This is a genomic window from Psychromicrobium silvestre, from assembly GCF_013408295.1.
Classification (GTDB): domain Bacteria; phylum Actinomycetota; class Actinomycetes; order Actinomycetales; family Micrococcaceae; genus Renibacterium; species Renibacterium silvestre.
The window spans coordinates 696,762-721,966 of record NZ_JACBYQ010000002.1; the positions used below are offsets into that span (position 1 = coordinate 696,762).

Sequence of the window (25,205 nt, forward strand, 5' to 3'; positions counted from 1 at the left end):
CCAGAATGCCAGGGTCTGCGATACCGATGTGCACAAGCATGACGTAGTGAATCCGGAGCATTTCGCTCTTTGGGTGCAATTCGCCAAAAATCACATAATATTGAGGGCACTCGCACCCGATTCATTTGAGGCCATCATGTCCAATCAGCCCGAACAGCCCTTCCAACCTCCGCAGCCGGTTAACGGTTATGGACAGCAGCCCCCGCAGCAGTATCCGGGCGCGCCTGGTCAGCAGCCGCCGTCGGGATATCCCGGAGCTTTTCAGGGGCAGAATCAGCCCCCGATGCAGCAACCCTACGGACAACAGCCCTACCCGCAGCAGGGCTATTACAGCAATCCCAGTTACCCTATGCAGCCCATGGTCTATGCGGACTCAGGGCCTAAGGGCCTGAGTCTGACCGGGATGATTCTGGGTATTGCCAGCATCGTTGGTTTCGGTATCTTCATCCTGCCGCAGATCGCAGGCGTCATAGTTTCCCATATGGGCTGGAGCAAGGAACAGCCGCAGGGCAAAGGTTTCGCCATCGCCGGTTTGGTGCTGAACTACCTCTCCCTTTTGATCTGGGGTCTGGTGTTCATTTTCATGATTATCGGCTTTATCGCGGCGGCGAATTACTCGTCCAACTACAACTAAAGTTTCTGCGACCGGAGTGCACTAAGTCAGGGCTAGCCCGGAGGCTCAGTGCACTCCGGCCATTAAGCGGCGGATCGGCTTGCCACACAGTGCCAGGGCAATGCCCAGCACCACGGCAAGACCGCCGATAATGCCGAAATAGGGGAGCTCGTTGTTCGGGTCGTAATACCCGGCTAGCACGCCGGACATGGTGCTACCGAGCGAAACCGAGAGGAAGAACAGCGCAACCATCTGGGTGTGGAAGGCCTTCGGGGCCAGCTTGGTAGCCAGCGAAAGTCCCACGGGTGAGGTCATTAACTCGGCCACGGTGAACAGCAACAAAATGCCGACGATAGCCAGCAAGGGCACCGGGGCTAACGCCGAGAGCGGCATGAAGCAAAGAAAAGCCACTCCCATCACCAGCAATGAAATGCTGAACTTGGTGGGCGAGCTGGGCTGCCGGGAACCGAGTTTGGTCCAGATCACCGCGAAGACGCCGGCGAAAATAATGATGAAGATCGGATTGATCGACTGTACCCAGGCGGCCGGAATCTGCCAGCCGAACAGGTTGAGGTCAAGACGCTGCTCGGCGTAAACAGGTAATACGGTGAATTGCTGCTGGTAGAGCGACCAGAACGCGGAACTGGCGATGAACAGCGGGATGAAGGCGTAAACCCGGCTTCGCTCGGTGCTACTGACCTTTTTGCTACTGAGGATTACCCAGAAGTAGCTAATGGCAGCGATCAGCACCACGCCGACCACGACCCATTTGAGGTTCTGCGCCGTGATCAGCCCGAGCAGCACGGCCAAGGCAATGAGTATTACCGCGGTTACTGCGATGCCTGCCATCAGGCCGCGCCGCTGGGGCGGCAGCGGATTGGGTACCACTCGCGCCTCGGCGGGCAGCAGCTTCCGGGTGAGACCGTACTGAATCAGGCCTAGCGCCATCCCCACCGCCGCTGCGCCGAAACCCCAGTGGAAACCGATCTCGGTTTGCAGCCAGCCGGTGATCAACGGTCCCACGAAGGCGCCGATATTGATGCCCATGTAGAAAATAGAGAAACCGGCATCTCGTCGTCCGTCGTTCTCCCGATACAGGCTGCCGACAATGGAGGTGGCATTAGCCTTCAAGCCGCCCGAACCAATCGCCACCAAGATCAAGCCGACGGCCAAACCCAGTGCGCCGGGAAGCAGCGCCAGGGCAATATGACCGGCCATGATCATTACCGCGCTATAGAAGAGCACTCGCTCCGAGCCGAAGAGCCGGTCGGCTACCCAAGCACCCAGAATGGTGGAAAGGTAGACCCCGCCGCCGTAAGCGCCCACTAGGCCAACAGCCATTTCCTGGTCCAGCCCCAGCCCGCCGTTCGAGACGGAGTAGTACATGTAGTAGGCCAGAATGGCCTGCATTCCGTAGAACGAAAATCGTTCCCAGAGTTCTATGCTGAACAGGTTGAAAAGCGGTAATGGATGGCCCAGGAAGGTTTTGCCCTGGCCGGTTTCGGTCTCCGGGGCAAGCGTGCTGCTTTGACTCATTTAGACCATTCTGGCACTCTCGCTCAGCCCTGTCACACCGAGAGGCGGTCGGGAAGGCCGCGAAGTTCAGCCCAGAAAGCGGGGTTCCAGTCGCTCCTCAAGCACCGAATTACCGTTCCGGGTAACCCGATAAGCACCCTTCCCGGCGACCTCCGAAACCGCCTCGATCAGTTCCGTCCCTCGATAAACCAAGCCAACGCCGTCGTCCGTGCAATGCGTCTCGGGAAGCTCTCCGGCGGCTACCAGCTGATGAATCAGCGGCCTTCGCTCCGCCTCGGAATCGTAATGCACGCCATTGCCGTAGGGCAGGAATCCGAGGGCATCATTGACGCCGCGCAAGTGCGGACCAAAGGAATCTGTGGCGCCACCCTGAAACCAGCAGATGGAACCCGCGGATACCCCGCTGAGTACCACCCCGGCTTGCCACACGCGGTGCAGGATGTCGTTTAAGCCGTGTGCCCGCCAAACTGCAAGTAAGTTGACCACCGAGCCGCCGCCCACCCAGATCACGTCCTGTTCCAGCAGATAAGCCTCAATATCGTCAACGCTGGGCATCGTGAAGAGATTCAAATGACTCAACTGGAAACCAGCTACTCCGGCGGCTTCGTTCAGTTCTCCCGCCCACCAGCGCTGATCGCCGGAAGCGGTGCCGAGGTGGCTCAGCCGGGGAGCCCGGCCGCTCACTCCGGAAAGTTCGACGGCGTGGTGCAGCAGGGAGTTGAACTCAACTCGGCTGCGGTGGCCGGGGCGGACGCCACCCGAGGTGGCCAGAATAGTGGGTTCTTTCGCAGGCATTCCCCCACTATAGGCTGGGGGCAGAGCAACCGCCCACGAGCCGGAAGGCCTGCAGAATGAACGAGTTCGAAAGCGTGCCGATCGAGCAACTGACCGAACAGGTCACCATCCTCGATGTCCGTGAACAATACGAATGGGATGAGGGGCACATCGCCGGTGCGGTGCACTTACCTCTCGACGAACTGCCGCTGCGTTTTGAGGAATTGGATCCGGACGAGGATCTTTACGTTATCTGCCGCACCGGGGGCCGATCCTTCCGGGCCGTGCAATGGCTGATTGCCCAGGGCTATTCTGCCTTCAACGTGGCCGGTGGCATGGGCGCTTGGCAGGATGCCGAGAAGCCGATGGTCTCTGAGAATGGGCAGCCACCCCAGGTGCGCTAGACCCCGACTCGAAAGTATTCTGGAACAGGAATGTAACGATGGACTCTGCTAGCTCTTCTTATACCTATTTAGGTCCCAGCGGCACCTTTACCGAGGCGGCTCTTTTGCAGGTCCCCGGTGCCGAGCGGGCCCGCCGGGTGCCTTCCAGTAGTGCTGAAATGGCTCTGTCGATGATCCGCAGCGGAGAAGTCGATGCGGCCATGTTGCCGATCGAGAACTCCATCGAGGGCGGCGTTTCCGCCACCCTGGACGCCATTGCTACCGGCCAGGAACTGCGGATTATTCGTGAAGCAATCGTTCCGGTGAGCTTTGTGCTGGCCGCTCCCGCCGGGGTGCAGCGAGAATCGGTAAGCCGAGTGGGTACCCATCCGCACGCCTGGGCGCAGACCAGAGGCTGGCTGGAAAAGAACATTCCCCAAGCAGAATATGTTCCGGCTACCTCCACGGCGGCGGCCGCTCACGAGCTGCTCTCCGAAACCCCGGCTTATCAAGCGGCGATTTGCGCCAAGCTGGTGGCGGAGCAGCTTGGCTTGAACATTCTTGCTGAAGCCATTGAGGATAACGCAGGTGCGGTGACCCGCTTCGTGCTGATTGCGCGGCCCGGTGTGCTTCCGGCTCCCACCGGATCGGATAAGACCACGGTGGCCATTCCGCTCCCCGAAGACAGACCGGGTGCCCTGATGGAGATCCTGGACCAATTCGCCACCAGGGGAGTCAACCTGAGCCGGATCGAATCCAGGCCGACCGGCCAGTTCCTGGGCCACTATTTCTTTAGTATTGACGCCGAGGGGCATCTGGCGGATGCCCGGATGGCCGATGCGCTCGGAGCGCTGCACCGGATTAGCCCGCACCTGCGCTTCATGGGCTCATACCCCCGGGCCGATGCCCAGTACCCGTTGATTCCCGAGCACACCACGGACCGAGCCTTTGAATCGGCGCAGCGTTGGCTGGCCGAGTTGCGCGGCGCGCAGCCAGAGTGAAGTGCTTTGACACTTAAGACCTATGCTTTGCAGCAAGTACTTTTTCAGGAGGATCCGATGACCGATAGCAATAGCGATGGAACCATCGTCAACCCGGGCGCGAGCTACGATCCGGAGTTGGATTATGACGCGGTGGGAGATGTGGCCGATGAAGCCAACGATCTGCGTTTCAACGAAGAAGAAGTGTTGATTCGCGAGCAAGCCCAGGCCCGGGAAGTCCAAGCTAAAGAAGACGATAAAGAAGCTTAGGCTCCAACCCGGATCAGCAGCGCCTGTGGCTCCACCGAAACGGTGACCTTGGTGGCCTGACCGGCCGGATCGCCGTCCACTTGGGTCTCCTGTGGCACGGCCGTGCGCAGCACCACCTTCTGCGAGCGATAGAAATCGATCATCGGCAGGCTGCGATTGTGCTGGAAGACGATCTTTACACCCAATGCGAGCCAGCCCAGAGCGCTCCGCGGGCTCATCACCACAACGTCCAGGACGCCGTCGTCAATCAAAGCTCCCGGGATGAAATCTATCCCGCCCGGCAATAAACCGCAGTTGGCGAATAGCACCGAACGTACCTTGCGCTGCTGCGCTGGTTCTCCATCTAGGGCAATGCTGACCTTCTTCCGGCGGCCCGGCAGATGCCGCACTCCGGCTTCGCTGTAAGCCAGCCAGCCCACCGATTTCTTGAGTTCATCATTGGTGTCACCGAGCACCTCGGCATCCATACCAAGCCCGGCGATGACCAGGAAAGTGTGGCTTGATTGCGCCCCGGAAACCGAGTTCTCTAGGTCCATTGTGGCGGTATCCACCCGGCGCTGCGCACCGAATAGCGCGGCCTGTACCGCGCCGTCCAGATCATTGACGTCCAAGCTCAGATTTCGGGCCAGTAGGTTACCGGTGCCGAGCGGGACCAATCCCATCGCCACCTCGCTGTGCTTGAGTACCCCCGCGACCACCCGCACGGTGCCGTCACCGCCACCCACCACGACGACGTCGGCTCCCCAATCCAGCGCGCGGCGTGCCTGCGAGTGGCCAGGGTCTTGGACTGTAGTTTCCAGGAACAAGGGATCGGGCCAACCAGCCAGCGCAACGGCCGCTCGGATTCGGGACTCGGTCTGTTCGGCTAGCGCCTTCACCGGGTTAATGATCACCGCGACCTTTTGCGAACCCTGCGGACTCGGATGACTCTGCCCGCCGACCGCGCTTCGGGTGTGTTTTTGGCGTAATTTCCGAACGCCGCGCCAGCTGAGTAGGAACAGTACCGCGGCCGCTAAAGCGATCAGCAGAATCCAGAGCCAGACATCCATAGTTCCTCAACCTTAGCCGTTAGCCGCGGTTGCATAACGCCTATCTCTTATGCCCAGCCCGGCTCGCTCGACTTGGGCCTCTCGGGAGATAGGCTTGACGGGTGATCGATGTCAAAGACCTCAATGAAAATCCGGAAAAGTATCGGGCCAGCCAGCGAGCACGCGGAGCCGATGAATCCCAGGTGGACAGGATGATCTCCGCGGACGCTGCTCGAAAGAGCGCCATTACCTCTTATGAGGCCTTGCGCGCCGAGCAGAACGCCTTTGGCAAGAAGGTGGCGGCTGCGCAGGGCGAGGAAAAACAGCAATTGCTGGCCCAGGTGAAGGAGCTGGCGCTCCGGGTCAAGGAAACCTCGGCGGCCGCCGATGCCGCGCAGGCGGAACAGGACGAACTGCTCCGCACCTTCCCCAATCTGATCATGGACGGGATTCCGGCCGGAGGCGAAGACGAGTTTGTGGTGCTCAAAACCGTCGGGAAGCCGCGCGATTTTGCTGCCGCAGGCTTCGAACCACGCGATCATCTAGAAATTGGTGAGCTGATCGGCGGCATCGATATGGAGCGCGGAGCCAAAGTTTCCGGCGCCCGCTTCGCCTTCCTCAAAGGGCAAGTGGCTCGTTTAGAGATCGCCCTGATGAACATGGGCTTGGACCAAGCGTTGGCCAATGGCTTCATACCGATGATCACCCCAACGCTGGTCCGACCGGAGACGATGGCCGGAACAGGCTTCGACGTAAAGCACGATGATGAGATTTACCGCCTAGAAAAGGACGACCTCTATCTGGTGGGCACCTCGGAGGTTGCGCTTGCCGGGTACCACAGCGATGAGATCATTGACCTTTCGGCCGGACCGCTGCGCTATGCCGGCTGGTCCTCCTGTTACCGGCGAGAAGCCGGATCTGCAGGCAAGGACACCCGCGGCATCATCAGGGTGCACCAATTCAACAAGCTGGAAATGTTCAGCTATGTGCCGCTCGAAGAGGCCGAGGCGGAGCACGCCCGCCTGCTTGCCTGGGAGGAGGAGATGCTGGCCAAGCTGGATATCTGCTACCGGGTGATTGATACCGCCGCCGGTGACCTGGGTAATTCCGCGGCACGCAAATTCGACTGCGAAGCCTGGGTGCCCAGCCAAGGCCAGTTCCGCGAGCTGACCTCCACCTCCAACTGCACCGGTTACCAGGCGCGACGGCTGAATATCCGGGAACGCATTCCGGGGGAGGAATCACGCGGCACCCGGGCGGTCGCCACCCTGAACGGGACCCTGGCCACCGATCGCTGGATCGTGGCAATCCTGGAAAACCACCAGAACCCCGATGGCTCGGTGAACGTACCGGAGGCGCTTCGGCCTTATTTGGGTGGCTTGGCGAAGCTCGAACTAGTTAGGTAAACATTCCTTAGGTAAACATTCACAGTGTGGATTGCTTGTGAATATTCACCCCCTGTTCACCAGTGGTGCCGCCGCGGTTCTAGGCGTGCTGGCCGGAATCTGCTTCACTGGAGATATGACATTACAGACTGAATATTCAGTCTCTGGCATCGATGACCAGAGCAAAGATGAACAAAAGATGGTGGCTCTCGATGTGGACGGCACCCTGGTCGACCACGACGGCGCGATGAGCGACGCAGTCCGGGAGGCCGCCCGTGAGGTAGTGGCCGCCGGACATCAGGTGATAATCGCCACCGGTCGCTCCCTGGGTGCCACCTTGCCGGTGATCCAGCAGATTGGCCTGCAATACGGTTTCGGGGTGTGCTGCAATGGTGGCGTCACGCTGAGACTCGATCCGGCACTGCCCGAGGGCTTCGAGGTGATTCGGCGCGAGACCTTCTCCCCACGCAATGCGCTGATCGCACTGCGCAGCCGCCTGCCGGAAGCCATGTATGCGCTGGAGAGCGCTCAAGGCGAATTCCTCTCCACCCGGAGTTTTCAAGATGCCAGCTTCGGCATTGAGGCTCGGAGCGTCGATTTTGAGGAGCTCCTGGATACCGAGGCGGTCCGCGTGGTGGTGCACAGCGCCGAAATACCTCTGCAAGAGTTTGAAATGGCGATTGCGGCAGTCGGACTGCACGGAGTGGCTTATTCAGTGGGTTGGTCCTCCTGGTTGGATATCGCTGCGGCCGGGGTGACTAAGGCAACCGCTTTGGAACAGTTGCGCACCGAACTGAAGGTGGCACCGGAGGCAACAGTCGCCGTCGGCGATGGGTTCAATGACCTGCAAATGCTCCAATGGGCTGGTCGCGGCGTAGCGATGGGACAGGCTCCGCTGGAAGTCCAGCAGGCCGCGGGCGAGGTCACCGCTTCGGTCTACGACGACGGCGCAGCCCAGGTTTTGCGAAGCCTGGTCTAGCGCTCAGCGAGCCAGGTTGATGCTTAAACGCCGCTGGCTATGGGAGATTCCCATAGACAGCGGCGAGGCTCGGCAAAGAGCCTTGCAAAGGATTTAGTGCGAGTTCTCCGCGTAACGCTTGATTGAGGCTTCCAATTCGGCCTCGGCGGCTGCCTTATCCGCCCAACCCTCGGCCTTGACCCACTTGCCCGGCTCCAGATCCTTGTAGTGCGTGAAGAAGTGCTCAATCTCCTTGACTAGGAATTCATTCACATCGGAGAGCTCCTGGATGTGATCATAGCGAGCATCTGCCAGCACGCAGAGCACCTTGGCGTCGCCACCGCCGTCGTCGGTCATATTGAACACCGCGATCGGGCGGGCTTCCAGCACAATGCCGGACTGCAAGTCATATTCCTGCAGCAGCACGAGGGCATCCAAGGGGTCGCCATCCTCGCCCAGGGTGTTATCGAAGAAACCGTAGTGCGTTGGGTACTGCATGGCGGTGAAGAGCACCCGATCAAGCCGGATTCGTCCGGTTTCGTGATCAACTTCGTATTTGACCCGCGAGCCGCGGGGGATCTCGATCGTAACGTCATGCTTCATGGAGGCTCCTTATAAGTGGGATTTGCGAGTGTAGCTCCGTCTAGTATTGAGGATACAAGTGCTCAGCACAGCTGAAAAATACAAGCTAAAAGAAGCCAGAACAGGCCGGAGAAGAAAAGTATGAGTCGAACAGCCCGCCTCCTGCAGGCCGGACTGCTCACGGTGGCGCTTGCCGCGCTCGCTGTTCCGGCCGGAATCAATGCCGCACCTGCGTTTCTGGCCCCGGTCAAGACCGAAAGTCCGCTCCCCGCTGCACAGCAGCCGCCGAGTTCGTTGAGTCAGGTCACGGCGATCGGCAATCTGAGCCAAGACGCCCCGCAACCCAATGCCGCTCAGCTCAGCACGCTCCTTGAAGCCAATCTCAACTCCCCGGCCGGAAGTTTTACCGGTCAGGTGATGGATGCGCAGAGTAAAGAAGTGCTCTACAGCCGCAATGCGGATCTGCCGGTCATTCCGGGCTCTAATTTGAAGTTGCTCACCGCGATGAGCGCGCTGAAGAACCTGGGCACCGAAACCCGATTCAGTACTAAGGTGCTGCGTGGCTCCCAGCCGAACGAATTGATCCTGCAAGCCGGTGGAGATGTGCTGCTCAGCAGCGGGTCCTCGGATGCCGACCTCGTGAATGGCCGGGCTGGACTGCTCAGCCTGGCACAGCTCACCGCCAAAGCGCTCGGCTCAGTTTCCGGGCCGGTCAGCATCGTGGTGGATGACTCGATGTTCAGTGGGCCGGCGTTGAGTCCGGAATGGCAGGCTGAGGATGTTGCCGCCGGGCAGATCGCACCGATCTATCCGATGGCCCTCAATGCAGCTCAGCCGGAGGCAGGCAGCGCGGCTGGCCGACCGCAGGACTCAGCGCTCGCCGTCGGCCAGGCCTTTAGTGCCGCGCTGGCCAAACAAGGGGTGAAGGTTGCCGATGAGGTGACCCGGCTGGAATCGGATAACTCGACCCCGAGTGCGGGCAGCACCGGGGACGCGAAGGAATTGGCGAAGGTCGATTCCGCCACGGTGGCCGAGCAGGTCAATTACATGTTGGCGAACTCCGATAATTACTTGGCCGAGGTACTGGCCCGGATGGCCGCCGTGAAGCAGGGCAAGGCCGGGGACTTCACCTCGGCGATCAGCACAACCCAAGAGACCGTGAAAGCCCTGGGCATTGATACCGAGGGACTGGAATTAGTCGATAACTGTGGCCTGGCCATTAAGGACCGGATCAGTGCCGCCCAGCTCAGCCAGGTGATCCACGTGATGACCACCGATCCGGACCCAAGCCTGCACTCCGCCTTGAACGGGCTGCCCATTGCCGGACTGACCGGCACCTTGAGCGGTCGCTACAACAATCCGACGACGGCGGACGGGGCCGGGTTGGTGCGTGCCAAAACTGGCACCCTCAATACCGTGCTGACCCTTTCCGGCTACGTCGTGGACCGGGATGGGCGTTTATTGGTGTTCTCCTTTATGGCCAATGACCTCAACGGTGGTCCGTTGACGGCTCAGCCGGTGTTGGATAAATCGGCGGCTGTTTTAGCCGGTTGCGGCTGCCGCTGAGTAGCTGTTTCGACTGATTTTGGACTCGATCTGGATTCCGTCCGGATCAAGCGTAGAGCGGAATTTCGACCCCTTTCCCAGCCTTCTGTGATGTGATGTGCTGATGAGCACACTGATCAATTGGGACCTGGCAGCATCGACGGCGGCGAAGCTGGCTCCGGCGGGGCCGAGCCTGAGCAGCAGGGAAATTGGCGCGGCAGTTGCTGATCTGCGCGCGATGGCCGATAAATCGGTGCCCTATGTACACAGCATCACCGGCCTGGACGCGGCAGCGGATCTTCGCGATTCACAGGTGCTCATTGTGGACCGCGCCTCCTGGGCAAAAGCCAATACCCAGGGGTTCTCGGTGATGCTGGCGTCCACGCTGGCTCGAGTCGAGGAAAAAGCCCGTAGTCAGAACGCCCTCAAGCCGGTGGCTCGCTCGATCAGCGGCACCGTCACCGGCGCCCAGCTCGGGGCCGTGCTGGCTTTCCTCTCCTCTAAGGTGCTGGGTCAGTACGATCCCTTTGCTGCTTTGGCTAGTGACTCTCAGATTCCCTCGGCGGGCCGTTTGCTGCTGGTGGCGCCCAATATTATTTCCACCGAACGTGAGCTTGGCGTGGACACATCGGACTTCCGGCTCTGGGTGTGCCTGCACGAGCAAACCCACCGGGTGCAGTTCGCGGCAGCGCCCTGGCTGCGCGACCACATGCTCAGCGAAGTAGACAAACTCAGCGGCCTACTGCTGGGAAATATCGACACCCTGGGCGAACGAATCAGCTCCGCCGTGAAGGGGCTTCCGGGCGGCTCCGGTGCGGGGGATTCGTCCCGCGGGGGCTTATTGGAACTGCTTCAGGACCCGGACGAGAAGGCCGCGCTCTCCCACCTCACCGCCGTCATGAGCCTGCTCGAAGGACACGCCAATGTGGTGATGGATGCGGTGGACACCTCGATTGTGCCAACCGTGAAGACCATCCGGCAGCGCTTCAACTCGCGGGGCAAGGACCGTGGTGCAATAGAGAAATTCATCCGCAACCTGCTGGGACTCGATGCGAAAATGCGGCAGTACACCGACGGCGCCCGCTTCGTCCGAGCCGTGGTGGCCCAAGTGGGGATGGCAGGTTTCAACGCGGTCTGGACCTCCGCGGAGCACCTGCCCACCGAGTCCGAGATTCACCAGCCCAGTGACTGGGTGCACAGGATGGGCCTTTAGAAGATGTCCGACGGCGTCCCCGACCCGAGATTCGGAGCCTCACCTCGGCGGCACCGGCTGAACCCGACGATTGGTAAGGCTCGGAATCTGCTTCAGGTTGCTCTGGAAAAGGTTCAGCCGGGCGGTTTGCTTTTGGTGGCCTGCAGCGGCGGGCCGGACTCCTTGGCGCTCGCTTCGGTGGCGGCTTTTTTCGCCCGTCGTGGCAGCTGGCGAGTCGGGGCCGTGGTGGTGGACCATGGCCTGCAAGAGGGCAGCGCCGAGGTGGCGCAGCGCACCGCTGATCTGCTGAAAGGACTGGGCTTAGCTCCCGTTGAGGTCCGCACGGTTCAAGTTGGCTCCGGTTCAGGGCCGGAGGCGGCCGCCCGGCAGGCGCGCTACGCGGCCTTGGACGCCGCGGCGGAGAAATATCAGGCGGCAGCGGTTTTACTCGGACACACCCTGGATGATCAGGCTGAACAGGTTCTGCTCGGCCTGGCTCGTGGCTCCGGGACGCGTTCCCTGGGGGGAATGCCCGCCTCACGTTTAGGGGCGGGCGGATCGCTATATTTACGCCCCTTCTTATCCTTGCGTCGTGCAGAAACCGTAACGATCTGTCAGCGCGAAGGCTTAGAGCCCTGGCATGATCCGAGTAATGCCGATCCGGGCTTTACTCGCTCCAGAGTTCGGCATCGGGTGCTCCCAATGTTGGAGCAGGAGCTGGGGCCTGGTGTAGCGGAGTCGCTTTTTCGTTCGGCCAGCATCCTGAGCCAGGACGCCGATTATCTCGATCAGCTGGCCCGAGAGGCGTATCGGGAGCTATCCGAAGTCTCCTCCGACGGCGCTGAGCTTTTTCTCTCGGAGTCGGGCCTGGCCCAGTTGCACCCGGCGGTTCGGCAGCGCGTATTGGCACTCGCCGTCGTCGCCTTGGGCGGTGCTGGACCAAGCTTTGAGCGGCTTCAAGCCGCCGAAGCGCTGCTGCGTAGGCGGGGCTCGGCCGGTCCGGTGCAGCTTTCCGGCAAGGTGAGTGTCTATCGCCAGTCTCGTTCCGAGCGGGCGCTGGATTCGAAGCTGGATTCGAAGCGAGATTCAAAGCAGCCCGGCGGGTGTGGGAAGCTAGTGATGAGAACCAACCCCAGCAATCAATAAACATCAGGAGCATCGTGGATTCACGCGACGTCGAGGCGGACCTCAAACACGTTCTGTACAGCAAGGATCAGATTCAAGCCCGGGTTGCTGAGCTGGCCGCCCAGATCGATGCCGACTATGCCGGCCGCGACCTGCTGATTGTCGGGGTGCTCAAGGGTGCCGTGATGGTGATGGCGGATCTGGCGCGTGCGCTACACAGCCATGTCACGATGGACTGGATGGCGGTTTCCTCCTATGGCTCGGGCACCCAGTCCTCGGGTGTGGTGCGGATTCTGAAGGATCTGGAGACAGATTTGATGGGCAAGCATGTGCTCATCGTTGAGGACATCATCGACTCCGGTCTGACGCTCTCCTGGCTACGTGCCAACCTGCAATCCCGCGGCCCCGCAAGCGTGGAGATCTGTACCCTGCTGCGCAAGCCGGACGCCGCCAAGGTAGAGATCGACGTCAAGTACGTTGGCTACGAGATCCCGAACGAGTTTGTGGTGGGTTACGGCCTGGACTTCGCCGAGAAGTACCGCAATCTGGATTTCGTCGGGACCTTGGCTCCGCACGTTTACGAGTAGTTCTTCGTTTTTCACGTTTCGGATTTCCGCTCGCTTTTCGGCACCCGTTTCCCTTAAATGCGCCCGTAATTTCGGCTGCCTAAAGGGGGAGCGGGTGCCGAATATTCGAAAACCCCGGCTTGAGTCAGAATTCGGTGAAACTCGCTGAGGTCCATCATCTCGGCCCAGGTCCAGCGGACCACTCGCAGCCCTAAACTCCGTAGGCCATCCTCGCGATGCTTTTCCGCCAGCACTCGTTCTTCCACACTCGTACCCCGCTGCCAATCCGAGCGGAGATACTTCTGCCGCCCATCGAACTCGCCCATCAGTCCTAGATTTTCCCAGTAGAAATCCGGCCTGGCCAGCTTCCCGGACGGCAGAATAAAGCTGCACTGTAGCTGCGGGATGGGAGCTTTCAGTAAGTGCATTTGGCCGCGACTCAGCGATTCACCCATTGACTCAGCTAGCGGGGAGGCCAGACGAATCGCAGCTTCGGCCCGCCGCCGTGCGGCGAAGGACGGCAAATGTGCGACGGCGGTCTGCAACTCGGTTGCCGAGCAAGCCTCGCCCAGTGGCTCGGCAGAGTTCCAGGTTCCGGCAGCCTCCGGTCCTGCTCGGAGCGCAGCATCGGCGATGGCCAGACTCTGCGAAAAGGGAAGCATCGAGGCAAGTTCCACTGTGCTTCTGGCTTTATCCGTGCACAGCCAGTTCCCCGTCGAGCTGATCTGCCTGCGCAGGCTGCCACGATGTTTCTGAATGCCATGACGCGAGCGGCCGCCGCCGTCGTCCTCGGTTAGCACCGTGACTTGCTCCGGGCAGCGCAGCAAAGGCAGCCCCCAGAGGAGGGCTGCACTGTGCAGGGCGAAAACCGGTCGGTTGATGGTTGAACCCGCGTAAGCCTGGGCCCGGAGGCCATGTCTTTGCCTAGCCCCGGCGGATTGCCAGGTGTTCGCGCTGACATATGCGCCACGGCGCACTCTCACCAACTCACCGCGACGTGTCCGGCGGGCAAGCTCACGCGAATCGTGGCCCAGCCGGGCTAGCTCGGAGCTGAAGATCATTGTTCCGTCCGTCATCTTCCGAGCCTTGCAGCCCGAACCGCTGATTTGCAGTCCGAACTAAGAATTTGTATCGGAATGTGGACAACTCAGGGACACGGGTTCGCACCGACATCGACGTCCGCATCCACACCGAAATCCACCCCCGCCGGAATCGGCACCCGTTTCCCCCAAAAGCGCCCCGTAGTACGGGTGCATAAAGGGGAAACGGATGCCGGGAGGGGATGGGAGAAAAGCGGGAAGATTCCGGAAAGGTTCTGCTCTGAGGGAACATGACAGAATCGAAGGGAACTTCGTGGGTCCGTTATGCGTGAATGTTGGCGGACGGTAGATAAGTTAGTAGAGCTTTTAAGCCGAAGAACGCAGTAGGAAGGACGGGGCCGGTTCCCCGAACACATGGATATCAAAAAAGTCCTCAAGGGCCCCCTCGTATGGATCGTGGTCGTCGTTATCCTGGCGATTCTGGGGTTCTCCCTGCTCAACTCAGGCGGTTCGGCTCGGGTAGACACTTCCGTTGGAATGTCCCTGATCTCCGATAGCAAAGTTCAGTCCGCCAAGGTCTATGCAGAGGGTCGAGTCGATCTGACACTCAAGGACGATTACAACCAGGACAATCAGAACCTGGGCAAAAACGTGCAGTTCTTTGTGGTCCAGGACCGGATCAAAGACGTGATCAGCGATCTGGATAGCGCCAAGGTCGATAAGTACGATGATCAACCGGTGCAGAACAATTTCCTGGGTAGCTTCCTCTCCCTGGTGCTGCCGATCATCGTGATCGGTGCCATCTTCTGGTTCCTGGTCTCCCGGATGCAGGGCGGCGGCTCCAAGGTCATGCAGTTCGGCAAGTCCAAGGCGAAGCTGCTTTCCAAGGACATGCCGCAGGTGACTTTCGCCGATGTGGCCGGTGCCGATGAAGCCGTTGAGGAACTGCACGAAATCAAGGAATTCCTACAGCAGCCGCAGAAGTTCCAGGCGGTTGGTGCCAAGATCCCCAAGGGTGTGCTGCTCTACGGTCCTCCCGGAACCGGTAAGACCCTGCTGGCCCGCGCCGTTGCCGGTGAGGCTGGGGTCCCGTTCTACTCAATTTCCGGCTCGGACTTTGTCGAGATGTTCGTTGGCGTCGGCGCCAGCCGCGTCCGTGACCTCTTCGAACAGGCCAAAGCCAACTCACCGGCCATTATCTTCGTTGACGAGATCGACGCCGTCGGCCGTCACCGTGGTGCCGGCATCGGCGGCGGTAATGACGAGCGGGAACAGACCCTGAACCAGCTCCTGGTGGAGATGGACGGCTTTGATGTGAAGACCAATGTCATCCTGATTGCCGCGACCAACCGTCCCGATGTGCTCGATCCCGCACTGTTGCGGCCGGGTCGTTTCGACCGGCAGATTCCGGTCGAAGCGCCGGATCGGATCGGCCGTGAGCAGATCTTGCACGTTCATTCCCAGGGCAAGCCGATGGCTCCCGGGGTAGACATGAACGCCGTGGCGAAGAAGACGCCTGGCTACACCGGTGCCGATCTGGCCAATGTGCTCAACGAGGCAGCGTTGCTGACCGCTCGTTCCAACGCCCAGCTAATCGATGACCGGGCCCTGGACGAGGCCATCGACCGAGTGATGGCGGGTCCGCAGAAGCGCACCAGGGTGATGAAGGAACGCGAGCGGAAGATCACCGCCTACCACGAGGGTGGGCACGCCCTGGTGGCGGCCGCGTTGCGCTATTCGGCCCCGGTCACCAAGGTCACCATTCTGCCGCGCGGTAGGGCTTTGGGCTACACCATGGTGGTACCCGAGGACGATAAGTACTCGATCACCCGCAACGAGCTGCTCGACCAGATGTCCTATGCCATGGGCGGCCGAGTTGCCGAGGAAATCGTCTTCCACGATCCCTCCACGGGCGCCTCCAACGATATTGAGAAGGCCACTGCAACGGCACGCAAAATGGTGATGGAATACGGCATGAGCGAGCGGATTGGCGCGGTCAAGCTGGGCTCCGGTAGCGGCGAGCCCTTCTTGGGTCGGGATGCCGGCCGGGAGCGGGACTATTCTGAGGACGTAGCAGCGACGATCGATATCGAGGTGCGCAAGCTGATCGAGCAGGCACACGACGAGGCTTATGCGGTGCTGATTGAAAACCGCGACGTGCTGGATCGTTTGGCCCTTGAACTGCTAGAACGCGAGACGCTGAACCAGAAGGAGATCGAACAGGTCTTCTACGACATTCGGAAACGGGACTTGCGCGATATCTGGCTCTCCGCGGATAGCCGTCCGGTCTCCAGCATCCCTCCCGTGGTTACTGAGCGGGAGCGTCGCGATGCGGCTGCGGCCGGTGAGCCGAACCCGGACAGCGTTTCTCCCCAGGAGCAATTGGCTTCGGCTAATCTCTCCGGCCCCTCGGACGCTCCCGGCGGTGGCACGGGCGGTTCGCTCGGTCAGCCCGGTGGCGGCCACCCGGGAGGCGACCATGGCTCACACCACGGCCAGCCCGGAGGCGGTAACGCCGACGGCGGTGCGGGCCAGTTCGGTTCGGCTTCCTCCGAGGACGTGGCAGGCTACGACCCGAGCTAATTCCCGGCTTTCCAGATAGGATCAAGCTCGTGTGTGACGTCGACGAAGAACAGCAGGAGCCCATCGGATCGACGGTGGACCTACCTCGAATCGAGCAAGCCGTGCGGGAGATTTTGCTCGCCATCGGGGAGGACCCGGACCGTAGCGGTCTGGCCGATACCCCGGGGCGGGTGGCCAGAGCCTATGCCGAGGTTTTCGCCGGGCTCAAGCAGGATCCGGGGGAAGTGCTCTCCCGTACTTTCGATATCTCTCACCAGGAGTTGGTCCTGGTCAAAGATATTCCGTTCTACTCCACCTGTGAGCACCACCTGGTACCGTTCCACGGCTTCGCGCATGTCGGCTATATCCCCTCGCATGATGGCAAGGTGACCGGCTTGAGTAAGCTGGCCAGGCTGGTAGACGTCTTTGCTAAACGGCCGCAGGTGCAGGAGCGGCTGACCACTCAGATCGTGGACGCGCTGGTTGAGCATCTCAAGCCGCGCGGCGCCATTGTGGTGGTCGAATGCGAGCATATGTGCATGTCAATGCGTGGCGTCCGCAAGCCGGGCGCTAAGACCGTCACCTCGGCGGTCCGGGGGATCTTGCACGAGCCCGCCACTCGCGCCGAAGCCATGAGTTTGATACTAGGAAAATAAGAAGGTAGCAATTCAATGGACTCCCTCGCCGCCGCTCCCGGAACTGGCCCGGCCACCTCGCCGCTGCCCACCCTCCGCCCGCCGCGTCCCCCGGCTCGCTTCGAAAAGCTGCCTACCGACCGTGCCGTCGTCTTAGGCATTTTGAATGTCACCCCGGATTCCTTTAGCGACGGTGGCTCTTACAACTCTTTGGACACCGCCATTGCCCACGGCCTGCGGATGTTCTACGCCGGTGCGGACATCATCGATATTGGCGGCGAGTCCACCCGACCCGGTGCCGCCGAGGTCGAGCCGGCCACCGAGCAGGAACGCATAATGCCTGTCGTAGAAGCGATGGTGAAGGCTGGTGCGCTGGTCAGCGTGGACACCCGTCACGCGGAGACTGCGGCTAAAGCGCTCGACGCCGGGGCGGCCTTGATCAATGACGTTTCCGGAATGAGTGTCTCGGCTGAGATGGTGGCTCTGGTTGCCGATCGCAAGGTGCCCTATGTGCTGATGCACCGACGTGGGGACTCCAAAACCATGGACTCGCTCACCAAGTACACCGATCTGGTGCCCGAGGTGATTGCCGAGCTGAAATCCGCCCGGGAGGCTTTTTACGCCGCCGGAGTTGCCCCGGAACAGCTCATCATCGATCCGGGAATTGGCTTCTCCAAAACCGCCGATCAGAACTGGGAATTACTGGCCAAACTCGATCAGTTTGCCGAGCTGGGTCACCGAATCCTGGTCGGTACCTCACGTAAACGTTTCCTCGGTTCGCTGCTTACCACCGCGGGCAAAGCGGCCGCACCGGAAGAACGCGATGGGGCGACGGCGGCCACCACGGCTCTCGCCGGTATCAAGGGTGCCTGGGGGGTCCGGGTTCACGATGTGGTGGGTAATCTGCACGCCGCAAAGGTCGCGGCCCGGACCAGGGCGGCTCAAGAACTCGGCGGAGCTAACTCCTAGTGACAGCCCTGCAACGACCGGATCGAATCGCGATCAACGGGGTCAGCGCCATTGGCCACCACGGAGTGTTCGAGCGTGAGAAGCGGGACGGACAGCCTTTTGTTGTTGACGCCGTGCTGTTTACCGATGTGCGGGCTGCTGCTGCCAAGGACGAATTGGCGAAGACCGCCAATTATGCCGAGGTTGCTGAGGAAATCAAGGCGATGATCACCGGCGAGGCTTTCGATCTGATCGAGACGCTCGCGGAGCGCACCGCGCTGAGGATTTTGCACAATTTCTCGATCGATGCGGTGGAGGTCACGGTACACAAGCCAAAGGCACCCATCCAGGTCCCCTTCGGTGATGTGGCTGTGACGGTCTACCGGGAGCGCGGATGAGCACCCCGCCGCGGCCGAGCAAAGCCATTCTGGCGCTCGGCTCGAATCTGGGCGAGCGCGCCGGCACCTTGGCCGGTGGGGTGGCCGATCTGGTGGAAGATCCGAAGGTTCGGCTCTGCCACGTCTCTCCCGTAGTACAGACCCAGCCGGTGGGCGGCCCGGAGGGCCAACCGCCTTTTCTGAACATGGTGATGGAGGTGGAAACCGAATTCAGTCCGGAAGAGTTATTGGCGCATTGTCAGGCGGTGGAAGCCAAACATCACCGGGAGCGGATTGTTCGTTGGGGCCCGCGCACCCTGGATGTGGACATCATCACCTACGAGGACGTTCAGCAGGACGATCCGGAGCTCACGCTGCCCCATCCACGGGCCGCCGAGCGGGCTTTTGTACTTGTTCCCTGGCTACTGATGGATCCGCAGGCGCGGTTAAACGGTCGACCGGTGCGGGAACTAGCGGTGGAAGCTGCGGACTTCTCCGGGGTTGAAGATTTCGACGGCGAACCGGGGCTGCCATGAGGCCAAGCGTCGGCTTTATCCGGGCCAGATGGCTGCTGGTCATTGCGCTGATTTCTACCGCGCTGGGCTGGATAGCCACCGTAATCACCAATCGACTTAGCCTGCCCACGCCCGCGCTGCCCTTCACCGCGCTGATCACCCTGGGCATTGTGGTGCTCGCGGTATTGCTGCTGGGGTTTCGGGTGCGCAGTTGGCGCAATGGCAATCGGGAGCGAGCACTCAACCCCATTCTTGCCGCGCGGACGCTGGTGCTAGCTCAGGCCAGCGCCTATGCCGGCGCCCTGCTACTGGGCTGGCACCTGGGTGTGCTGATCGATGCGCTGGCCGCGACCTTCTACGGCGCATCGGCGGCGCTACTCGGTTTACCGGCAGCACTAATGGGTGGTTCTGCTGTGATGATCGTCGTGGGACTGGTGGTGGAGCGGTTCTGCCGGATCCCTCCGGAGGACGGCGCCGATTCGGCTGATGGCTTGCCACGCGGAACCTAGATCCATCAGGGCTCTCGAAACGTAGCCGGTCGCGATAGGGTTTCATTCCAGCTAAGACGAACTTCAAGGAGGCCACCGTGAGGGAGCCGATCGACCCCGCCGGGATTCAATGGCTTCGCGTCTCGCCTAAGCTGGCGCAATTGAGATTCATTCGCGAGGGTGTGACCAGCCTGATCGCGCTGGCGATCTTCGCCCTGCCTCTCGTTTTCGCGCTGAGCGGGGTCTGGCGCGGGTTCCCGCTTTGGCTGGCTTGGCTACTACTGGCGGCCGCCGTCGTTATTCGACTCTGGCGCTTGCTGCTCATCCCGCGGCAGGTTCGCGCCATTGGTTTTGCCGAACGTGACGAAGATCTGCTGATCCGCCGCGGATTACTTTTTCAAAGGGTCCTCGTGGTGCCCTATGGCCGGATGCAATACGTGGACGTTTCGGTCGGCCCGCTCGAACGCGCACTAGGCCTGGCCACGCTCAAATTGCACACCGCCTCGCCCGGCACACATGCCGCCATCGAGGGACTGCCCACGGACCAGGCGGCCAGGTTGCGGGAACAGCTCTCCTCCCTGGGCGAGGCCAAGCTGGCGGGATTGTGAGCGCTCGGTGAGCTATCAGGAAAATCCGGGGCAAGGCACCGAATTCCATACCGACCAAGCCGAGGTCTGGCATCGGGTGCATCCGGCGTCCCCTGCGGTCCGTGGCTGGCTCGCGGTACTGGCCGTAATGGTGATCTTTGGCCGGAACTTCATCGAACAGTTGGTGCAGACGACGGCGAGCGGTGGCAGGCACGAGGGGGAGGGCTTACCGCCCTGGGTAATCATCCTGGTGATCGGCGGAGCCATTGTGGTGTTCGGGATAGCCTTCGTGCTTTCTTGGTTCTTCACCCGCTATCAGGTCACCGATGACCATGTCCGGATCAACACGGGATTCATCTTCCGCCAACAACGGCAGGCGAGGATCGACCGGGTGCAAGCCATCGACGTTGTGCAGCCACTGCTGGCTCGGATTTTTGGCTTGGCGGAGCTGAAGTTTGAGGTGGCGGATTCCGGCAAATCTGCGATGAAGCTCTCCTTCCTGAAAATGGACGAAGCAATGCGGTTGCGGGCAGCCATTCTGGCCAGGGCGGCCGGAGTCACCGTTGATCCGGAGCGCCCCACCCTGGTTCAGGAGGCTCCCGAGCAAGAGATCTTACGGCTTTCCCCTGGACGGGTCATCGCTGCGAGCTTGTTCTCCACGCTCACCGTGATCATGCTGGTGATAGCCGCGGTGTTGGTCTGGATGGTACTAATGGGCTGGTGGGCCGCGCTGATCGGTTTCTTCCCGGTGATTCTGGGCTTGCTGAGCGGGTACTGGAGATCCTTTAGTAATAATTTCAACTTCCGAGTGGCGCTCTCCCCGGACGGCGTCCGGCTGCACTACGGACTACTGGAGACCCGGGCGCAGACCATTCCGCCTGGGCGGGTGCAAGCGGTGGGGATTAGCCAAGATTTCATCTGGCGGATTTTCGGCTGGTACCAGGTGCATGTGAATGTGGCCGGTTATGGCGATCAGCATCAGGAGCATCGCACCACCGTGCTGCCACTCGGCACCGAGGCCGAGGTGTTCGCCGTGCTGGCCCTGGTATTCACCGATCCCGGGGTGGAGGAGCCACTATCGGTGTTCAGGGCAGGCCTGCGCGGTAAGGGTGAAGCCGAGGGCTTCGTGCATTCACCGGCCCGGGCCGCCTGGCTGGGCCCCTTAGTCTGGCGGCGCAACGCCTATCGAGCCACCAGAACGGCACTACTTTGCAGGCACGGTGTACTCACGCGCAGGCTTCAAGTGGTACCCCATGAGCGAACCCAGTCCCTTAAGCTGCGGCAGGGGTTACTGCAGCGATTCCTTGGCTTGGTGGACTTCGAATTGCAGTCCACCCCCGGCCCCATCAAACCGCTAGTGCGGCATCTAGACCTCCGGGTAGGACGCTCGCTCTTCATGGAACAAGCGGATCGGGCGGCGCGGGCCAGGCGCGCCGACGCAGGGCGATCAGAACATTGGATGCATGAGCTCCCGAGGGAAGGACAATCGTAATGGACCGGGCAGAAGAGCGGCCGGGCAGGCTTGGGGTTGGCGTGATCGGGGCGGGCAAGGTGGGAGCCGTGTTGGGCGCAGCCCTCCGCGCGGCGGGCCATGCCGTGATCGGAGTTTCCGCGGTTTCCGAGCAGTCTAGGGACCGCGCCGAAAGCCTTTTACCGGGGGTTCCGATACTGCAGATCCCGGAACTCGTGGAGCGATCCGAACTTGTGCTGCTGGCCGTGCCGGACGATGTTTTGGAGCAGTTAGTGACCGGGCTGGCGGCCACCGGTGCCTGGCAAATGGGCCAGCTAGTGGCTCATACTTCCGGCCGTTTCGGCGTGGGGGTGCTGGCTCCGATCCGCGCCGCCGGGGCGATTCCGCTGGCCATCCATCCGGCCATGACCTTCTCCGGGCTGAGCATGGACCTGGCCCGTTTGCCGGATTCCAGTTTCGGAGTCACCGCGGATGCAGCGATGCTACCGATCGCTCAGGCGCTCGTGGTGGAGATTGGTGCCGAGCCGGTGGTGATTGCCGAGGCTGATCGCGCGCTCTACCATGCTGCCCTGGCGCATGCGGCGAACCACCTGGTCACCTTGGTGGCTCAGTCCTCCGAGCTATTGGACAGCATCGGCGTGGAGCAGCCGGAGAGGCTACTCGGGCCCTTGCTTCGGGCGGCATTGGAGAATGCCTTAGCCTCGGGGGAGAACGCGCTCACCGGGCCGGTGGTACGCGGGGATGCCGGTACGGTGCGGGCTCATGTGCAAGCCTTGGCGGAATCTTCGCCGGAGATTCTGGCGGCCTACCGGGCGATGGCGGGCACGACGGCGGTCCGGGCGGCGGCGCGGGACCGGCTCAGCCCGGAGGCGCTGCGGGAAATCGAAGATGCCCTGGAGGGGGAAGAGTGAAAGTAGTTAGTACGATTGCCGGGCTCCGTGAGGCCAGTGCGGCCCTCCTGAGTGGACAGCGGGAACCGTCCTTTGGCCTGGTGCCAACCATGGGAGCACTACACTCGGGTCACGCCGAGTTGGCTCGGGCGGCGGCGCGGGAGAACACCGTGGTGGCCGCGTCGATCTTTGTTAATCCGCTGCAATTCGGTGACCCGAGCGATCTGGAACGTTATCCGCGCAGTCTGGAGGCCGACGTCGAACTCCTGGCAGAAGCCGGAGTGAAGCTGGTATTCGCCCCGGAGGTGACCGAGATGTATCCCGCCGGGGAACCGATGGTCCGGCTGAGTTCCGGAGTGCTGGGCACGGTTTTCGAAGGAGCCTCCCGGCCTGGGCATTTCGACGGTGCCCTCACCGTGGTGGCCAAGCTGCTGCATGCCGGCACTCCCGCGCTGGGCAGTTATCGAGCGTACTTCGGGCAGAAGGATGCTCAACAGCTGGCTTTGGTGCGGCGGATGGTGGCCGATCTGAACTTCCCGGTGCAGATCGTGGGGGTACCCACGGTCCGAGCCGAGGATGGTCTGGCGCTTTCCAGCCGGAACAGATTCCTCTCTGCTTCGGAACGTCAGGCGGCCCTGGTGCTTTCCCGAGCACTGCGCTTACTAGTAGGCAGGGCCGAGCGACGCGAGCCGCTGGATCTGGATTCCGCGGTCGCTCTGGTGCGGAGTGAGCCGCTGGTTGAGTTGGATTATTTCGAGGTGGTGAATCCGGCCACGCTCGCTCCGCTGGCGGAGAACTGCCGGGAGACGCCTTTCAACGGGCAGGCTCTTGCCCTGATAGCTGCCAAGGTTGGCTCGGTGCGACTGATCGACAACATGCCCCTCGGCTAGGGTATTCGGGCTCGAAGGCCCTAATTAGGCAAGGCCGGCTTAGGCGAAGCTTGGCTGCAGGGCGAGGGTCAGTGAAGCCAGCTCGGGGATCTGTTCTGCTTCGGCAAGGGCATTGTGTAGGGCCTCGTTATGGGTTGGTCGGGCTTGGCTCAGCAGCGCCTTCCCGGCCTCGGTGAGTTCGGTGTAAATGCCACGACGGTCATCTACGCAGAGATAGCGACCGAGGAGTTGGCGGTCCTCAAGCCTGGCAACTAGGCGCGTTGTGGCACTGGAGGAGAGCGCGGTGGCGCGAGCCAATTGCTGCATTCGCATATGCCAGCCGTCCTGTCTGCTGAGCGCATCAAGCACGGTGTATTCCACCACTGAGAGCTGATGTTCGGCCTGTAGGGCCTTCTCCAGTTTGGTCTCGATGATCCCGTGCAGTGCGGCCAAGGCACGCCAGCCCTGAGCCCTGATTTCGACGGCGTCGTCCGCGATGGACATCTGCTACCTCCTGCTAGATCCGTTCAAATCAATAATAGCAGCTTGCGCCGATATAGAGCGTGTGCAACTATATATAAAGCGCTTGCAATTAATGCAGACGCCTCTATTTGTACACACTAGGAGATTCTGAATGCCCGTCGCACTGTATGCTCTCGCCATCGGGGGCTTCGGCATTGGTCTGACCGAATTCGTCATCATGGGTCTACTGCCCGAGGTTGCCGCCGACTTTAGGGTGAGCGAAACCGCCGCAGGCTACTTCATCTCGGGCTACGCGCTGAGCGTGGCCATCGGGGCGATTATCCTGACCGCCGCACTGACTCGGATTGACCGCAAAAAAGCACTGCTTGGTCTAATGATCCTGTTCATCGCCGGAAACCTGGTTTCTGCGGTGGCCACCGATTACACCGTGATGATGCTCGGTCGAATTATCGCGGCACTCTGCCACGGCGCCTTCTTCGGCATCGGCTCCGTGGTGGCTGCTCAGCTCGTGGCACCGAACAAGAAGGCCGGAGCCATCTCCATCATGTTTGCCGGGCTGACCATCTCCAATGTGCTTGGCGTGCCGCTAGGCACCATGCTCGGCCAGGCGGCCGGCTGGCGTTCCACTTTCTGGGCCATTACCGTCATCGGTGTGCTCGCCTTTATCGGCATTATGCTGCTCGTCCCGGCCCGTACCGGCTCGGAGGAGAAAGTACTGCCCGGGGCGCTGCGCCGAGAGTTCTCCGCCTTCCGCAATCCACAGGTCTGGCTCTCGATTCTCGTCACCATCCTGGGCTACGGCGGGATGTTCGGAGGCTTCACCTACATTGCCTTCACGCTGACCGAGGTAAGCGGATTCAGCTCCGCCACCGTGCCTTGGTTGCTGATCTTGTTTGGGGTTGGTCTCTTCATCGGCAATATTGTCGGCGGCAAGGCTGCAGATAAGCACCTCGGTCGCACCCTGCTGATCCTGCTGAGCGCGCTGACCGTCGTCCTAGTGGTCTTCGCGGTCACCGCCGGAAATCCGGTGATGACGATTATTAGCCTGGTGTTGATGGGAGGCTTCGGGTTCGCCACGGTGCCCGGTCTGCAATTGCGAATCATGGCTTATGCCGACCAAGCGCCCACCCTCGCTTCGGGAGCCAATATCGCAGCCTTCAATATCGGTAACGCCCTGGGTGCCTGGGTTGGTGGGCTAACTCTGGCCGCGGGGCTCGGTTACACCTCGCCGCTCTGGGCCGGAGCCGCCGTCACTGTCCTTGGCTTGTTGGTGTTGTTGCTTGCACTGTGGTTCCGGGGCGGGGAGTTCTCCCGCAAGCCACTGGCAAAAGCCAAACAGGAACTGGTTGTTTGAGCCAGAAAAGAAGCGCAGCACGACGGCGGCGGGCTGGCAATTGATTCGG

At 61.3% G+C, this 25,205-nt stretch carries 27 protein-coding genes; 21 read left to right on the forward strand and 6 right to left on the reverse strand.

Annotated features, from left to right (window positions below; translation table 11 throughout):
• Window positions 1-136: 136 nt before the first annotated feature.
• Complete coding sequence (locus FHU41_RS11265) at window positions 137-634, forward strand: DUF4190 domain-containing protein (RefSeq protein ID WP_179389751.1); 498 nt, start codon at window positions 137-139, stop codon at window positions 632-634.
• A gap of 45 nt (window positions 635-679) precedes the next feature.
• On the opposite strand, the gene FHU41_RS11270 is transcribed toward FHU41_RS11265, so the two are convergent.
• Together FHU41_RS11270 and FHU41_RS11275 are read right to left on the reverse strand one after the other, a co-directional pair.
• A complete protein-coding gene (locus tag FHU41_RS11270) occupies window positions 680-2,149 on the reverse strand; it encodes a peptide MFS transporter (RefSeq protein WP_179389752.1) in 1,470 nt (489 codons plus the stop codon).
• A gap of 66 nt (window positions 2,150-2,215) precedes the next feature.
• On the reverse strand, window positions 2,216-2,944 hold the full coding sequence (locus tag FHU41_RS11275; RefSeq protein ID WP_179389753.1) for a Type 1 glutamine amidotransferase-like domain-containing protein: 729 nt from the start codon (window positions 2,942-2,944) through the stop codon (window positions 2,216-2,218).
• A gap of 56 nt (window positions 2,945-3,000) precedes the next feature.
• Here FHU41_RS11275 and FHU41_RS11280 point away from each other — a divergent pair, with 56 nt between their 5' ends.
• The 3 genes from FHU41_RS11280 to FHU41_RS11290 are packed head-to-tail and all read left to right on the forward strand — an operon-like array spanning window position 3,001 to window position 4,556.
• Window positions 3,001-3,327 carry a rhodanese-like domain-containing protein gene (locus FHU41_RS11280; RefSeq protein WP_179389754.1) on the forward strand — a complete coding sequence of 109 codons (327 nt, stop codon included), beginning with the start codon at window positions 3,001-3,003 and terminating at the stop codon, window positions 3,325-3,327.
• Window positions 3,328-3,365: 38 nt separating this feature from the next.
• Complete coding sequence (gene pheA / locus FHU41_RS11285; protein WP_179389755.1) at window positions 3,366-4,307, forward strand: prephenate dehydratase; 942 nt, start codon at window positions 3,366-3,368, stop codon at window positions 4,305-4,307.
• A gap of 57 nt (window positions 4,308-4,364) precedes the next feature.
• A complete protein-coding gene (locus tag FHU41_RS11290; protein WP_179389756.1) occupies window positions 4,365-4,556 on the forward strand; it encodes a hypothetical protein in 192 nt (63 codons plus the stop codon).
• Here the strand turns inward: FHU41_RS11290 and FHU41_RS11295 are convergent.
• Window positions 4,553-5,605: a diacylglycerol/lipid kinase family protein gene (locus tag FHU41_RS11295; protein ID WP_179389757.1), complete on the reverse strand. Its 1,053-nt coding sequence runs from the start codon at window positions 5,603-5,605 to the stop codon at window positions 4,553-4,555. The two genes, FHU41_RS11290 and FHU41_RS11295, sit on opposite strands and share 4 nt — an antisense overlap.
• Window positions 5,606-5,706: 101 nt before the next feature.
• Here FHU41_RS11295 and serS point away from each other — a divergent pair, with 101 nt between their 5' ends.
• On the forward strand, window positions 5,707-6,990 hold the full coding sequence (gene serS, locus FHU41_RS11300) for a serine--tRNA ligase (RefSeq protein WP_179389758.1): 1,284 nt from the start codon (window positions 5,707-5,709) through the stop codon (window positions 6,988-6,990).
• A 115-nt stretch (window positions 6,991-7,105) separates the two neighbouring features.
• A complete protein-coding gene (locus tag FHU41_RS11305; RefSeq protein WP_179390421.1) occupies window positions 7,106-7,948 on the forward strand; it encodes an HAD family hydrolase in 843 nt (280 codons plus the stop codon).
• Window positions 7,949-8,041: 93 nt separating this feature from the next.
• Here the strand turns inward: FHU41_RS11305 and FHU41_RS11310 are convergent, their stop codons facing one another.
• Window positions 8,042-8,530 carry an inorganic diphosphatase gene (locus tag FHU41_RS11310; RefSeq protein ID WP_179389759.1) on the reverse strand — a complete coding sequence of 163 codons (489 nt, stop codon included), beginning with the start codon at window positions 8,528-8,530 and terminating at the stop codon, window positions 8,042-8,044.
• Window positions 8,531-8,650: 120 nt separating this feature from the next.
• Here FHU41_RS11310 and dacB point away from each other — a divergent pair, with 120 nt between their 5' ends.
• The 4 genes from dacB (at window position 8,651) to hpt (ending at window position 12,958) form a co-directional block, all read left to right on the forward strand.
• Complete coding sequence (gene dacB / locus FHU41_RS11315) at window positions 8,651-10,075, forward strand: D-alanyl-D-alanine carboxypeptidase/D-alanyl-D-alanine endopeptidase (RefSeq protein WP_179389760.1); 1,425 nt, start codon at window positions 8,651-8,653, stop codon at window positions 10,073-10,075.
• 103 nt (window positions 10,076-10,178) lie between these two features.
• Complete coding sequence (locus FHU41_RS11320) at window positions 10,179-11,267, forward strand: zinc-dependent metalloprotease (RefSeq protein ID WP_179389761.1); 1,089 nt, start codon at window positions 10,179-10,181, stop codon at window positions 11,265-11,267.
• A 3-nt stretch (window positions 11,268-11,270) separates the two neighbouring features.
• Window positions 11,271-12,392, forward strand: coding sequence for a tRNA lysidine(34) synthetase TilS (gene tilS, locus FHU41_RS11325; RefSeq protein ID WP_179389762.1), 1,122 nt, complete (start codon window positions 11,271-11,273; stop codon window positions 12,390-12,392).
• 14 nt (window positions 12,393-12,406) lie between these two features.
• The gene (gene hpt, locus FHU41_RS11330; protein ID WP_179389763.1) at window positions 12,407-12,958 is read left to right on the forward strand and encodes a hypoxanthine phosphoribosyltransferase; all 552 of its coding nucleotides are present in this window, start codon (window positions 12,407-12,409) and stop codon (window positions 12,956-12,958) included.
• Between the two features lie 53 nt (window positions 12,959-13,011).
• Here the strand turns inward: hpt and FHU41_RS11335 are convergent, their stop codons facing one another.
• The gene (locus FHU41_RS11335) at window positions 13,012-14,013 is read right to left on the reverse strand and encodes a type IV toxin-antitoxin system AbiEi family antitoxin domain-containing protein (protein WP_179389764.1); all 1,002 of its coding nucleotides are present in this window, start codon (window positions 14,011-14,013) and stop codon (window positions 13,012-13,014) included.
• Between the two features lie 378 nt (window positions 14,014-14,391).
• On the opposite strand from FHU41_RS11335, the gene ftsH reads away from it, so the two are divergent.
• From ftsH to panC, 10 genes are all read left to right on the forward strand, one after another.
• Window positions 14,392-16,560, forward strand: coding sequence for an ATP-dependent zinc metalloprotease FtsH (gene ftsH / locus FHU41_RS11340; RefSeq protein ID WP_179389765.1), 2,169 nt, complete (start codon window positions 14,392-14,394; stop codon window positions 16,558-16,560).
• A gap of 29 nt (window positions 16,561-16,589) precedes the next feature.
• On the forward strand, window positions 16,590-17,195 hold the full coding sequence (folE, locus tag FHU41_RS11345) for a GTP cyclohydrolase I FolE (RefSeq protein WP_343046317.1): 606 nt from the start codon (window positions 16,590-16,592) through the stop codon (window positions 17,193-17,195).
• A 15-nt stretch (window positions 17,196-17,210) separates the two neighbouring features.
• Window positions 17,211-18,143, forward strand: coding sequence for a dihydropteroate synthase (gene folP, locus FHU41_RS11350; RefSeq protein WP_179389766.1), 933 nt, complete (start codon window positions 17,211-17,213; stop codon window positions 18,141-18,143).
• On the forward strand, window positions 18,143-18,520 hold the full coding sequence (gene folB / locus FHU41_RS11355; protein ID WP_179389767.1) for a dihydroneopterin aldolase: 378 nt from the start codon (window positions 18,143-18,145) through the stop codon (window positions 18,518-18,520). The genes folP and folB overlap by 1 nt, the downstream gene beginning before the upstream one ends.
• On the forward strand, window positions 18,517-19,035 hold the full coding sequence (gene folK / locus FHU41_RS11360; RefSeq protein ID WP_179389768.1) for a 2-amino-4-hydroxy-6-hydroxymethyldihydropteridine diphosphokinase: 519 nt from the start codon (window positions 18,517-18,519) through the stop codon (window positions 19,033-19,035). Before folB ends, folK begins: the two co-directional genes overlap by 4 nt.
• Complete coding sequence (locus tag FHU41_RS11365) at window positions 19,032-19,523, forward strand: DUF3180 domain-containing protein (RefSeq protein ID WP_179389769.1); 492 nt, start codon at window positions 19,032-19,034, stop codon at window positions 19,521-19,523. Before folK ends, FHU41_RS11365 begins: the two co-directional genes overlap by 4 nt.
• A gap of 77 nt (window positions 19,524-19,600) precedes the next feature.
• Window positions 19,601-20,110 carry a PH domain-containing protein gene (locus FHU41_RS11370; protein WP_179389770.1) on the forward strand — a complete coding sequence of 170 codons (510 nt, stop codon included), beginning with the start codon at window positions 19,601-19,603 and terminating at the stop codon, window positions 20,108-20,110.
• 7 nt (window positions 20,111-20,117) lie between these two features.
• Complete coding sequence (locus tag FHU41_RS11375) at window positions 20,118-21,581, forward strand: PH domain-containing protein (protein ID WP_343046318.1); 1,464 nt, start codon at window positions 20,118-20,120, stop codon at window positions 21,579-21,581.
• Entirely contained in the window at window positions 21,581-22,471 is an 891-nt protein-coding gene (locus FHU41_RS11380; protein ID WP_179389772.1) for a Rossmann-like and DUF2520 domain-containing protein, read from the forward strand. Before FHU41_RS11375 ends, FHU41_RS11380 begins: the two co-directional genes overlap by 1 nt.
• Window positions 22,468-23,340: a pantoate--beta-alanine ligase gene (gene panC, locus FHU41_RS11385; protein ID WP_179389773.1), complete on the forward strand. Its 873-nt coding sequence runs from the start codon at window positions 22,468-22,470 to the stop codon at window positions 23,338-23,340. Before FHU41_RS11380 ends, panC begins: the two co-directional genes overlap by 4 nt.
• A gap of 39 nt (window positions 23,341-23,379) precedes the next feature.
• Here the strand turns inward: panC and FHU41_RS11390 are convergent, their stop codons facing one another.
• Window positions 23,380-23,823 carry a MarR family winged helix-turn-helix transcriptional regulator gene (locus FHU41_RS11390; protein WP_179389774.1) on the reverse strand — a complete coding sequence of 148 codons (444 nt, stop codon included), beginning with the start codon at window positions 23,821-23,823 and terminating at the stop codon, window positions 23,380-23,382.
• Between the two features lie 130 nt (window positions 23,824-23,953).
• Between FHU41_RS11390 and FHU41_RS11395 the strand changes: the two genes are divergently transcribed.
• A complete protein-coding gene (locus FHU41_RS11395) occupies window positions 23,954-25,156 on the forward strand; it encodes an MFS transporter (protein ID WP_179389775.1) in 1,203 nt (400 codons plus the stop codon).
• The last annotated feature ends 49 nt before the right edge of the window (window positions 25,157-25,205 follow it).

Bases quoted from the DNA above. Each gene is read 5' to 3' on its own strand.
- FHU41_RS11265 (WP_179389751.1), top strand. From the start codon at position 137: ATGTCCAATCAGCCCGAACAGCCCTTCCAACCTCCGCAGCCGGTTAAC.
- FHU41_RS11270 (WP_179389752.1), bottom strand. From the start codon at position 2,149: ATGAGTCAAAGCAGCACGCTTGCCCCGGAGACCGAAACCGGCCAGGGC.
- FHU41_RS11275 (WP_179389753.1), bottom strand. From the start codon at position 2,944: ATGCCTGCGAAAGAACCCACTATTCTGGCCACCTCGGGTGGCGTCCGC.
- FHU41_RS11280 (WP_179389754.1), top strand. From the start codon at position 3,001: ATGAACGAGTTCGAAAGCGTGCCGATCGAGCAACTGACCGAACAGGTC.
- pheA (WP_179389755.1), top strand. From the start codon at position 3,366: ATGGACTCTGCTAGCTCTTCTTATACCTATTTAGGTCCCAGCGGCACC.
- FHU41_RS11290 (WP_179389756.1), top strand. From the start codon at position 4,365: ATGACCGATAGCAATAGCGATGGAACCATCGTCAACCCGGGCGCGAGC.
- FHU41_RS11295 (WP_179389757.1), bottom strand. From the start codon at position 5,605: ATGGATGTCTGGCTCTGGATTCTGCTGATCGCTTTAGCGGCCGCGGTA.
- FHU41_RS11305 (WP_179390421.1), top strand. From the start codon at position 7,106: ATGACATTACAGACTGAATATTCAGTCTCTGGCATCGATGACCAGAGC.
- FHU41_RS11310 (WP_179389759.1), bottom strand. From the start codon at position 8,530: ATGAAGCATGACGTTACGATCGAGATCCCCCGCGGCTCGCGGGTCAAA.
- dacB (WP_179389760.1), top strand. From the start codon at position 8,651: ATGAGTCGAACAGCCCGCCTCCTGCAGGCCGGACTGCTCACGGTGGCG.
- FHU41_RS11320 (WP_179389761.1), top strand. From the start codon at position 10,179: ATGAGCACACTGATCAATTGGGACCTGGCAGCATCGACGGCGGCGAAG.
- tilS (WP_179389762.1), top strand. From the start codon at position 11,271: ATGTCCGACGGCGTCCCCGACCCGAGATTCGGAGCCTCACCTCGGCGG.
- FHU41_RS11335 (WP_179389764.1), bottom strand. From the start codon at position 14,013: ATGACGGACGGAACAATGATCTTCAGCTCCGAGCTAGCCCGGCTGGGC.
- ftsH (WP_179389765.1), top strand. From the start codon at position 14,392: ATGGATATCAAAAAAGTCCTCAAGGGCCCCCTCGTATGGATCGTGGTC.
- folP (WP_179389766.1), top strand. From the start codon at position 17,211: ATGGACTCCCTCGCCGCCGCTCCCGGAACTGGCCCGGCCACCTCGCCG.
- folK (WP_179389768.1), top strand. From the start codon at position 18,517: ATGAGCACCCCGCCGCGGCCGAGCAAAGCCATTCTGGCGCTCGGCTCG.
- FHU41_RS11365 (WP_179389769.1), top strand. From the start codon at position 19,032: ATGAGGCCAAGCGTCGGCTTTATCCGGGCCAGATGGCTGCTGGTCATT.
- FHU41_RS11380 (WP_179389772.1), top strand. From the start codon at position 21,581: ATGGACCGGGCAGAAGAGCGGCCGGGCAGGCTTGGGGTTGGCGTGATC.
- FHU41_RS11390 (WP_179389774.1), bottom strand. From the start codon at position 23,823: ATGTCCATCGCGGACGACGCCGTCGAAATCAGGGCTCAGGGCTGGCGT.
- FHU41_RS11395 (WP_179389775.1), top strand. From the start codon at position 23,954: ATGCCCGTCGCACTGTATGCTCTCGCCATCGGGGGCTTCGGCATTGGT.